Raw genomic sequence first — 9184 nt, 5'->3', positions numbered from 1 at the left:
CCCGGGGGGGGGGGGGGGGGGGGCCCGCGCGGGCGGGGCGGGGGGGGGGGGGGGGGGGGGGGGGGGCCCCCCCCCCCCCCCCCCCCCCCCCCGGCCCACCCACCACCTCGAGGAGTGCACGTGTCGACCACCACCGAACCGATCCAGGGCTTCACCGACGTCGAGGACACCCGCGCCCAGCTGGCGACGTGCGGCTACCTCGCCGATGACCGGCTGGCCACCACGGTGTTCCTGCAGACCCGGCTGGAGAAGCCGGTCCTGCTCGAGGGCCCGGCGGGCGTCGGCAAGACCCAGCTGGCCGAGAGCCTCGCCGCCGCGACCGGACGGCGCCTGATCCGGCTGCAGTGCTACGAGGGCCAGGACGAGACCAAGGCGCTCTACGAGTGGGACTACGGCAAGCAGCTCCTCTACACCCAGATCCTGCGCGAGAAGATCGGCCAGGTCGTCGAGGACGCCGCCGACCTCAACGAGGCGGTCGAGCGGATCGCCAAGCAGGACTCGGTGTTCTTCTCCCAACGGTTCCTGGCCGCACGGCCGCTGCTCGAGGCGATCGACTCCGACACCCCGGTGGTGCTCCTCATCGACGAGGTCGACCGGGCCGACGAGGCCCTGGAGGCGGTGCTGCTCGAGCTGCTCGCGGAGTTCCAGATCTCCATCCCCGAGATCGGCACCGTGACCGCCAGGACGATGCCGTACGTCGTCCTGACCTCGAACAACACCCGCGACCTCTCCGCCGCGCTCAAGCGCCGGTGCCTGCACCTGTTCCTCGACTACCCCGACGCGGCCCGTGAGCTGGAGATCATCCGGTCCAAGGAGACCGGGCTCGCCGACTCGCTCGCGGCGCGGCTCGTCGACATCGTCCGGGGCATCCGCGAGCTCGAGCTGCGCAAGGCACCCAGCATCTCCGAGACCGTCGACTGGGCTCGCACGCTGGCGGTGCTCGGCGTCGAGGAGCTCACCGCCGACGTGCTCTCGACCACCCTCAACGTCGTGGTGAAGTACGAGCGCGACCTGAAGCGGGTCATGGAGGCGCTGCCGCGGCTGGTCGACCCGAACGCCGAGGTGCCCGACCACCTGCACGGCCACGGTCACGGGCACGGCCACGGTCACTCCCACGCCCCGGCTGCCGAGGATCGCGACGACGTCGACGGCCGCGCCGAGCGGAAGGCGAAGGATCAGCCCGGCCGGCACAACGCGGGCTACTACGGCGGCGCCGGCGGCACCGGGCCGCGTACGGCGCCCGCGGTGTCCACCAGCCAGGGCAGCCGGGCGTTCCCGTCGGCCCGCAAGCGTCCGGTCTGAGCCGGGATCGGGACCCGACATGGAGACCGCACTCCACCGCTTCATCCGGCTGCTCCGGCTCTACGGCGTACGCGTGAGCACCGCCGAGGTGATCGACGCGATGCACGCGGTCGCCCAGCCGGGGGTGCTCGAGCAGCGCCACGTGCTTCACGCCGCGCTGACCGCGAGCCTGGTCAAGGACCGCCGCGACCTGGCCACGTTCGACCTGGTCTTCGACCGGTTCTTCGGGCTGCGACCGGTCGTCGACGAGACGGACGAGCACGGACACACCCACGACGACCTCTCCGACGACGGGCAGCTGACCGACTTCACGCTCTCCGACGAGCCGGGGGAGGTCCCCGAGGACGGGCACAGCCACGGCAAGCCGGACGACATCAAGGAGTACTTCAAGCCCGAGGACATGGCGCAGCGCTACAACCTCCACCAGGAGGCGAACAAGATCGACATCGCCGCGCTGACCGACGAGATCGTCCTCTCCAACGACCCGAAGTCCAGCCCCGGCGAGGCCGCGCGGGTCCAGCTCTCCACCAGCCGGATGCACAACCCCGGCAACCCGGGCGAGCTGATCCGCGAGGCCGGGATGCAGCTCGACACCGAGCTGTCCGTGCAGGAGGAGATCGCCCTCCTGAGCTGGCTCGAGGAGCGCGAGCCCGAGAGCGGTGTCGACGACGACGATGCCCTCGCGGAGCTGCGCAGGGCGCTCTCCCCGTGGCTGGCCACTCTCCCCGAGCGGATCCGGGACCACCTCGAGCGGCTGATGCGCATGGAGCGCGAGATCGAGTCCCGGGAGATCCAGGTCGCGCAGGCCGAGACCGTGGCCGAGCACGACCGCGCCGCGCTGGAGGAGTCGCTGCGGAGGCTGCTCAGGAAGCTCCACGGAGCGCCGCGCCCGCGGCGTACGGTCGCCGCCCGCGGTGTCGTCGACGGCCGGCGGACGATGCGCACCAACATGAAGTACGACGGCGTGCCGTTCCGGCCGGTGACCGTCGCCAAGGCGCACGACCGGCCTCGGCTGCTCGTGCTCTGCGACGTCTCCCTGTCGGTACGCTCCACCGCCCGCTTCACGCTGCACCTGCTGCACAGCCTGCAGTCGGTGGCCACGTCCGTCCGGTCCTTCGCGTTCGTGAAGGATCTGGTGGAGATCACCGACCTGTTCGCCGAGCACCGGATCGAGGACGCGCTGTCCCTGGTGCTGGCGGGCCTGCCGGCCGGAGGCGTGCTCGACGTGGACGCGGACTCGGACTACGGCTCCTCGTTCGAGCAGTTCCTCGAGCAGTTCGGCTCGGCGGTGAACCGGCGGACCACGCTGGTCATCCTCGGCGACGGCCGCGGCAACGGCAAGGACCCCGGCTTCGCCGCCTTCGAGGAGCTCACCCGGCGCGCCCGGTCGACGATCTGGCTCACGCCCGAGCCGCGCTACTCGTGGGCGCTCGGTGGCTGTGACCTGCCGGAGTACGCGGAGTGGTGCGACAAGGTCCAGGTCGTCCGGAACCTGCGCGGGCTGGACAACGTCACCCAGGCGATGTCGGTCGGCCGATGACGACGACGCCCGCGGAGCTGGCGGTCATCGACGCGCTCCGCCCCGGCCCCGAGGCCGGGGCCTACCACGACGAGGTCGTCAGCGTCCGGGCCTGGCAGGGTCCCCGCCCGCGACGCCATCTCGGGACCATCCGCACCCGCCACTTCGACGTACACCGCGAGGGTCACCGGGTCCATCTGATCCACTGCCTGCGTACGGACCAGATCGACGACGACCTCTCCGCTCTGCTGGCCGAGGAGCTGTTCCAGCCCGGTTGGCTGCGCGGCCCGGACCTCTTCGAGCGGCTCTTCACCGGGATCGTGGTCAGCAGCGCTCCGGACCCGGAGCAGGCCTGGGCGGCGTTCTACCGCAACACGCTGCGCCGCGTCGAGCAGGCGCTGCACCGGCCCGGCCCTGCCGCCCCCGCTCACGGAACCGTCGCCGAGTACGCCCCCGTCTACCGCTTCGTCGAGCAGCAGCTGGCACCCGGCTCGGTCCTCGAGGTCGGCTGCTGCTTCGGGTTCCTCTCGCTGCGGCTCGCCTCCGCGGGACGGGACGTGACCGCCTCCGACCTCTCCGCCGGCACGGTCGCGCTGCTCAGTGCTGCGGCGGCCCGGCTGGAGGTGCCGCTGAACACGCGAGCAGCCGACGCCACCCGGCTGCCGTGGTCGGACGGGGCGGCCGACAACGTGCTGCTGATCCACCTCCTCGAGCACATCGAGCCGGGCCTCGGGGACCGGGCGGTCGCCGAGGCCGTCCGGGTGGCGCGACGCCGGGTGGTGATCGCCGTCCCGCTCGAGGACGAGCCCGACGAGACCTGGGGACACGTCCGGACGGTCTCGTTGGACGACCTGGCTGCCTGGGGCGCGGCCTCGGGACATCCGCACCGGGTCGTCGAGCACCACGGCGGCTGGCTCGTCATCGACACCGACCGCTGATCGTTCCTCACCGGTCGACCTGTCCGTCGGTGACGCGGCGGCGCAGCCGCTCTCCTGCCGCCGCGTCAGGCCTGGTCAGAGCCCGGTCCGACCTGTCCATCGGTCGCACGCGACGGCACTGGAGGCCTACCCGAGGGCAGGTGCGCGACCGCCCACTCGGCGGGTCCGTGGGTGTGTCGTACGTCACTACCTTGTGAGAACCGTGGCCCAGCCGGACGACGGTTGAATCCTTGGAGGAACTGATGACGAACACACCCATCGATGCAGAGGTACCGACCACTCGAGCCGTCGCGCCGGCGACGTGGGGCGACCCGTTCCCGCTCGGTCTGGCCAGCTTCGGGATCTCGGCGCTCGTCCTGGCCACAGTGATGTCGGGGATCGTGGACGCGGCCGCGCTGCCGGCAGTCCTGCCCCTCGCGCTGGCGCTGGGCTTCGCGACCGAGCTCGTGGCCGGCCTGGTCCACTTCCGGCGAGGTGAGACGTTCCCGGCCCTGGTGTTCACCGCGTACGCCGGGTTCTGGCTCTCCTACGCCCTGCTCGTGCAGTTCTACGGCCCGATGGTGACCGCGGGCGGGGCCGCGATCACGGGGATGTTCCTGCTGGCGTGGGCGGTGTTCACGACGTACATGCTGCTGGCGGCGCTCCGCACCAACACCACCACGATCGTGATCTTCGTGCTCCTGGCCGGGGTCTTCTATCTCGCGGCGTTCGGGTCGTTCCTCGGCAGCGCCGCGCTCGGCCGGACCGCCGGCTACGTGCTGATCCTCGATGCCCTGGTGGCGCTCTACGCCTCCGCCGCGATCATCGTGAACACGACCTGGGACCGCACGGTCCTGCCGGTGCCGTGATGTCGCCGGCCGCCGGGTCAGAGGAGGCCGAGCTTGGACGCCTCGTACACCGCCTCGGCCCGGCGGCTGACGCCCAGCTTCCGCAGGATGTTGCCCACGTGGAACTTGGCGGTGGTGTCGGAGATGTAGAGCCGGTGGCCGATCGCACGGTTCGACAGCCCGTGCGCGAGCAGCTCCAGCACCTCGAGCTCGCGGGCGGTGAGCTCGGAGTCGTCGCTGGTCACCGGCATGTTCACGCCACGGATCATCGCCGCCGCGGAGCGCGCGTCGAAGGCGCTCCCGCCGCTCGCGACGTCCCGGATCGCGCGGACCAGCCCGGTGGTGTCGACGTCCTTGACGACGTAGCCGCGGGCGCCGGCGCGGATCGCCTGCATCACCAGCTGCTCGTCGAGGAACGTCGTCAGCACGAGGATCAGCGCCTCCGGGTGCCGCTGGGTCAGCGCGGCGCACAGCTCGAGCCCCTCGGCGTCCGAGGACGAGGAGAGCTTCAGGTCGAGCAGCACGATGTCGGGGCGAGCGCTGTTGACCCGCGCCAGTGCCTCGGCCGCCGTCGCCGCCTCCGCGACGACCCGTAGGCCGGGCTCGCGCTCGAGGATCGAGCGCAGGCCCTGACGGACGATCGCGTGATCATCGACCAGCAGTACGTCGATGCCGGCCGTGGCCTGGTCGGGGACCGCCTGCGGCGGGCTGAGCGTGTTCATCGGTTCCTCCTCGAAGCGGCTACTGCGGGTCCTCGATGAGCCCGCAGATCGTTCCTCGGCCGCGGTCTACGACCGGCAGCGGCACCCGGAGCTCGACCCGCACGCCGCCGAGGTGCGAGCGCCGGAACGCGACGGTGCCGCCGAGCTCGCCGATCCGGGTCTCGATGTTCGCCAGGCCACGGTGCCTGCCGTCGATCGAGGCGCCGCGCTCGAGCCGCAGCTTCCGGGCGAGCAGTCCCGGATCGCCACGGCCGTCGTCGGCGACCCCGACGTAGAGCTCGTGCTTGCGGTAGCGGAGCCTGAGCACCGCCTGGGAGGCCTCGGCGTGGATCGCCACGTTGAAGAGTGCCTCGCCGACCGCGCGGGCGATGTCGTGCTTGGCCTCCGCGGGCATCGGGCACACCTCGCCCTCCACCCGCACCGACACGTCCAGGTGGGGGCGGTGGTGCTCGGCGACCTCGTGCAGCAGCTCGGGAAGCGAGGACACCGTGTCGCGATGCGGTTGGTGCAGGGCGTAGATCGCCCGGCGGAGCTGTTCGACGGCGTCCTGGGTGAGCTGCTTGGCGGTGTTGAGGAGCTCGCCGATCCGCTCGCCGGCCGGCCCCAGATCCTCCGTCTCACCCCGGGCGACCTCGACCGACATCCCCGCCGAGAGCACGAACTGGGTGACGCTGTCGTGGAGCTCCCGCGCGATGCGGTGGCGCTCGTGGTCGACCAGCTCGCGCTGGCGCGCCACCAGCAGCCGCTCCTCGGCCTGGCGCAGCTCGCGGGTCCGCTGCTCGAGGTCCCGCTCCCGGGCGCCGACCTCGTCGTAGAGCCGCTGGGCGCGGCGGTGCTGGGCGAGCCCGGCCTGGTACTGCTCGGAGGTGTGCAGCGCCACCGCGGCCTCGTTGGCCAGGATCCGCAGCACCGACAGGTCCCCGGGCTCCGGGTCGTCGGCGAGCCCGTGGAGACCGACCAGGCTGCCGATCATGACGCTCTCCAGCGTCATCGGCACCCGCACCCAGCGAGCGGGACCGGGCGCCCCGGTCGCATGTCCGGCCCGGATCGCGCCGAGCTCGCGGCGTACGACTCCGGGGAGCTCCTCCTCGTCGCCGACCACCCGCCCGTCGTGGCCGACGACGATGAACCTCGGCCTGGCTCCGGGCAGATGGCCGTCGGCCAGCGCCAGGATCGTCCACTCCGCTGCGAGGTGCACCGCGGCGGCGCGGGCGACCTCCTCCAGGAGCGCCCGCGGACCCTCGACCGTGCGCACCAGCGCCCGCGAGATCGAGTCCATGGCGCGTACGGCCTGCTGCATCCGCTCGTCGGAGCGCAGGAAGGCGCGGTAGTAGGAACGCTTGCCGGAACGTACGCCGGTCAGTGCCGCCAGATCTGGGGCGCTCATCGGCCTGTCACAGCGCTTCCCGGAAGAGCGCGTGGATCTCGGCGCGGCTCGCCGGCCGCGGATTCGTCGTCAGGCAGGCGTCGTCGAGGGTGGTCACCGACAGGGTGTCGAGATCGGTGTCGGTCACCCCGAGGTCCCGCAGCCGCCGGGGTACGCCGACGTCGTCGGCCAGGCGCCTGACGTGGTCGGCCAGCATCTCGGCCGCGACGTCACCGGGGACGCCGTCGACCGGGAGCCCGGCCGCCCGGGCCAGGCCGACGAACCGCTCGGGGACCGAGCGCGCGTTGTAGCGGATGACATGCGGGAGCAGGATGCCGTTGACCACGCCGTGCGGGGCGTCGAGCAGCCCGCCGACCTGATGGCTCATCGCGTGGGTCGCGCCGAGGATCGCGTTGGTGAAGGCCAGCCCCGCCTGCAGGCTGGCCTGCGCCATCATCGCGCGGTGCTCCATCGCGGTCGGGTCGGTGACGGTCGAGCGCAGGTGCCGGCAGACGAGCGCGACCGAGCTCATCGCGTGCCCGTCGGCCAGCGGGTTGTGCGCCAGCGAGACGTACGACTCGATGCCGTGGGTCAGCGCGTCCAGACCGGTCGCGGCGTTGAGCGCCTCCGGCATGGTGGTCAGCAGCCGGGGGTCGGTGATCGAGACATCGGGCACCAGGGCGCGACCCATGATCGTGATCTTCACCCGGCGGTCGGTGTCGGTGACGATGCAGAACTGGGAGACGTCGGCTCCGGTCCCCGAGGTGCTCGGGATCATCAGCATCGGCGGGATCGGACGGGCGATCTGGTCGATCCCGGCATAGTCGAGGATGTCGCCGCCGTTGCCCGAGAGCACCGCGACACCCTTGGCCGCATCCATGCAGGAGCCGCCGCCGATGGCCACGATGACGTCGGCCTCGGCCTCGACGTACCTCTCGTAGGCGCGGCGCACCTCGTGGTCCTTGGGGTTCGGCGTGACGTCTGTCCACAGGACGGGGGTGAGGCACTCGGCCCGGAGCAGCCGGAGCAGCTCGTCGACCCAGCCGGCCTCGACGATGCCGGGGTCGGTGACGACGAACGGTCGCCGGGCTCCCAGCCGGGAGGCGGCGTAGCCCGCCTCCTCGAGCGAGTTGTGCCCGAAGACCACCTCGGGAGCCTGGAACTTCACCACCTGGCCCAACGGAGCAGCGGCCGGCGGGACCTGCTCGTGCCGAGGGACCGCCTCCCAGGTGCGTGCCATCACCGCCGTCGTCGGCGCCGCTCCAGCGGTCATCTCAGAGACCGATCTCGCGGTCCAGCCGGGCGATCTGGCCGTCGGCGAGCGCCAGCAACGGGGAGCCGGACGGCAGCAGGGCCTGGAGCCGGAGCCACATCTCGTAGTCGTCGGCACCCCACGCCGACCGCGTCCAGGTCGAGACCAGGTCGGGCTGACCCGACTGCAGCACCGCAGCGCGCAGCTGCTGGGCCAGCGTCTCGCGGAGCCGGACCACGCCGGGCGCGACCGAGCGCGGCAGGATCGGGCCGCGATAGCAGCGGAGCGCGCCCGCGACGTCACCCACCGCGAGCCGGGCCTCCACGCCCAGCCAGTCGCCGGTCACCTCGGTCGTGAGCCGGTAGGGCCGGGAGGCGAGGAACTCCTCCCCGAGCAGGTTGCGCAGCCGGTTCAGCTCGGCGCGGAGCGTCGAGGAGCCGCCGTCGTCCTCGTACAGCAGGACCGCGAGCTCGTCGCCCGAGAGGCCGCGCGGGGCGCTGGCGAGGAGCAGGAAGATCTCGCTGTGGCGTGGGGAGAGCCGCAGTTGCGCGCGGTGCCCGCGGCCGTCGTCGATCGAGAGCAGCAGGTCCTGCCGGCCGAGGGTCTCCACGGCGATGCGCGCCCAGCCCGGGCGGGTCTCGGGCTGCCTCGGCAGCAGCTGCTCGCGGGCGAGCTCGGACTCCGCGAGCCTCGCGGCGGCGCGGACCATCGCCATCGTCTGGGGTACGACGATGGAGTCTCCGCCGGTGATGTCGAGGACGCCGAGCAGACGTGAGTCGCCCGGGTCGTGGATCGGGGTCGCGGCGCAGCTCCACTGCTGCACCGAGCGCCGGAAGTGCTCGGCGGCGACGACGCTGGTCGGACGGTCGAGCCGGAGCGCGAGCCCGGGCGCGTTCGTACCGGCCAGGCGCTCGTCCCAGTTGCTCCCCGCGACGAAGCCGATCCGCTCCGCGCGCCGGAGCGCCGCCGGAGCACCGCACACCCAGAGCAGCTGACCGGCCTCGTCCGAGACGGCCATGATCGCGTCGCAGTCGCGCGCCGCCTGCCCGAGCACGTCGTCGAGGAGCGGGAACACGCGAGCCAGCGGGTGGGCCGCGCGGATGTCCCGGAGCTGGTCCTCGGGCAGGGTGATCGGCGCGGACGTGTCGTCCGCGGTCACCCCGGCGGCGGCGGATCGGTGCCACGAGTCCGCCACGGCCGCACGCATGGAGGGGCTCTGCTTCGTATCGTTCATCCGGACCTCCTCAAGTGACGAGGG

The 9184-nt window shown here is 72.4% G+C and carries 8 protein-coding genes; 4 read left to right on the top strand and 4 right to left on the bottom strand.

The genetic code is table 11. The annotated features are described in order from the left end of the window. Positions 1–120 precede the first annotated feature (120 nt). The 4 genes from ACIRON_RS13285 to ACIRON_RS13270 all read left to right on the top strand — a co-directional run bounded on the left by ACIRON_RS13285 (position 121) and on the right by ACIRON_RS13270 (position 4607). Positions 121–1302 (top strand): AAA family ATPase, encoded by a 1182-nt coding sequence (locus tag ACIRON_RS13285; RefSeq protein ID WP_402992768.1) that lies wholly within the window; start codon positions 121–123, stop codon positions 1300–1302. A 19-nt stretch (positions 1303–1321) separates the two neighbouring features. After that, on the top strand, positions 1322–2842 hold the full coding sequence (locus ACIRON_RS13280) for a VWA domain-containing protein (RefSeq protein WP_402992767.1): 1521 nt from the start codon (positions 1322–1324) through the stop codon (positions 2840–2842). After that, positions 2839–3759, top strand: a complete 921-nt coding sequence (mftM, locus tag ACIRON_RS13275) for a mycofactocin oligosaccharide methyltransferase MftM (protein WP_402992766.1) — start codon at positions 2839–2841, stop codon at positions 3757–3759. The genes ACIRON_RS13280 and mftM overlap by 4 nt, the downstream gene beginning before the upstream one ends. Positions 3760–4001: 242 nt before the next feature. Next, positions 4002–4607, top strand: coding sequence for an acetate uptake transporter (locus tag ACIRON_RS13270; RefSeq protein ID WP_402992765.1), 606 nt, complete (start codon positions 4002–4004; stop codon positions 4605–4607). A gap of 17 nt (positions 4608–4624) precedes the next feature. Here ACIRON_RS13270 and ACIRON_RS13265 read toward each other — a convergent pair whose 3' ends face one another. The 4 genes from ACIRON_RS13265 to ACIRON_RS13250 are packed head-to-tail and all read right to left on the bottom strand — an operon-like array spanning position 4625 to position 9160. Further along, a complete protein-coding gene (locus tag ACIRON_RS13265) occupies positions 4625–5308 on the bottom strand; it encodes a MadR family response regulator transcription factor (RefSeq protein ID WP_378862399.1) in 684 nt (227 codons plus the stop codon). A 19-nt stretch (positions 5309–5327) separates the two neighbouring features. Next, positions 5328–6695, bottom strand: coding sequence for a sensor histidine kinase (locus ACIRON_RS13260; RefSeq protein ID WP_402992764.1), 1368 nt, complete (start codon positions 6693–6695; stop codon positions 5328–5330). Positions 6696–6702: 7 nt separating this feature from the next. Then, positions 6703–7947: an iron-containing alcohol dehydrogenase gene (locus tag ACIRON_RS13255; RefSeq protein ID WP_402992763.1), complete on the bottom strand. Its 1245-nt coding sequence runs from the start codon at positions 7945–7947 to the stop codon at positions 6703–6705. 1 nt (position 7948) lies between these two features. Beyond that, positions 7949–9160, bottom strand: a complete 1212-nt coding sequence (locus ACIRON_RS13250; protein ID WP_091043855.1) for a helix-turn-helix domain-containing protein — start codon at positions 9158–9160, stop codon at positions 7949–7951. Between the last annotated feature and the right edge of the window lie 24 nt (positions 9161–9184).

The sequence above is a fragment of the Nocardioides sp. NPDC101246 genome (genome assembly GCF_044767415.1).
GTDB lineage: Bacteria > Actinomycetota > Actinomycetes > Propionibacteriales > Nocardioidaceae > Nocardioides.
Note: the sequence above shows the minus strand (reverse complement) of the source record. Positions and strands in the feature narration are given on the sequence as shown.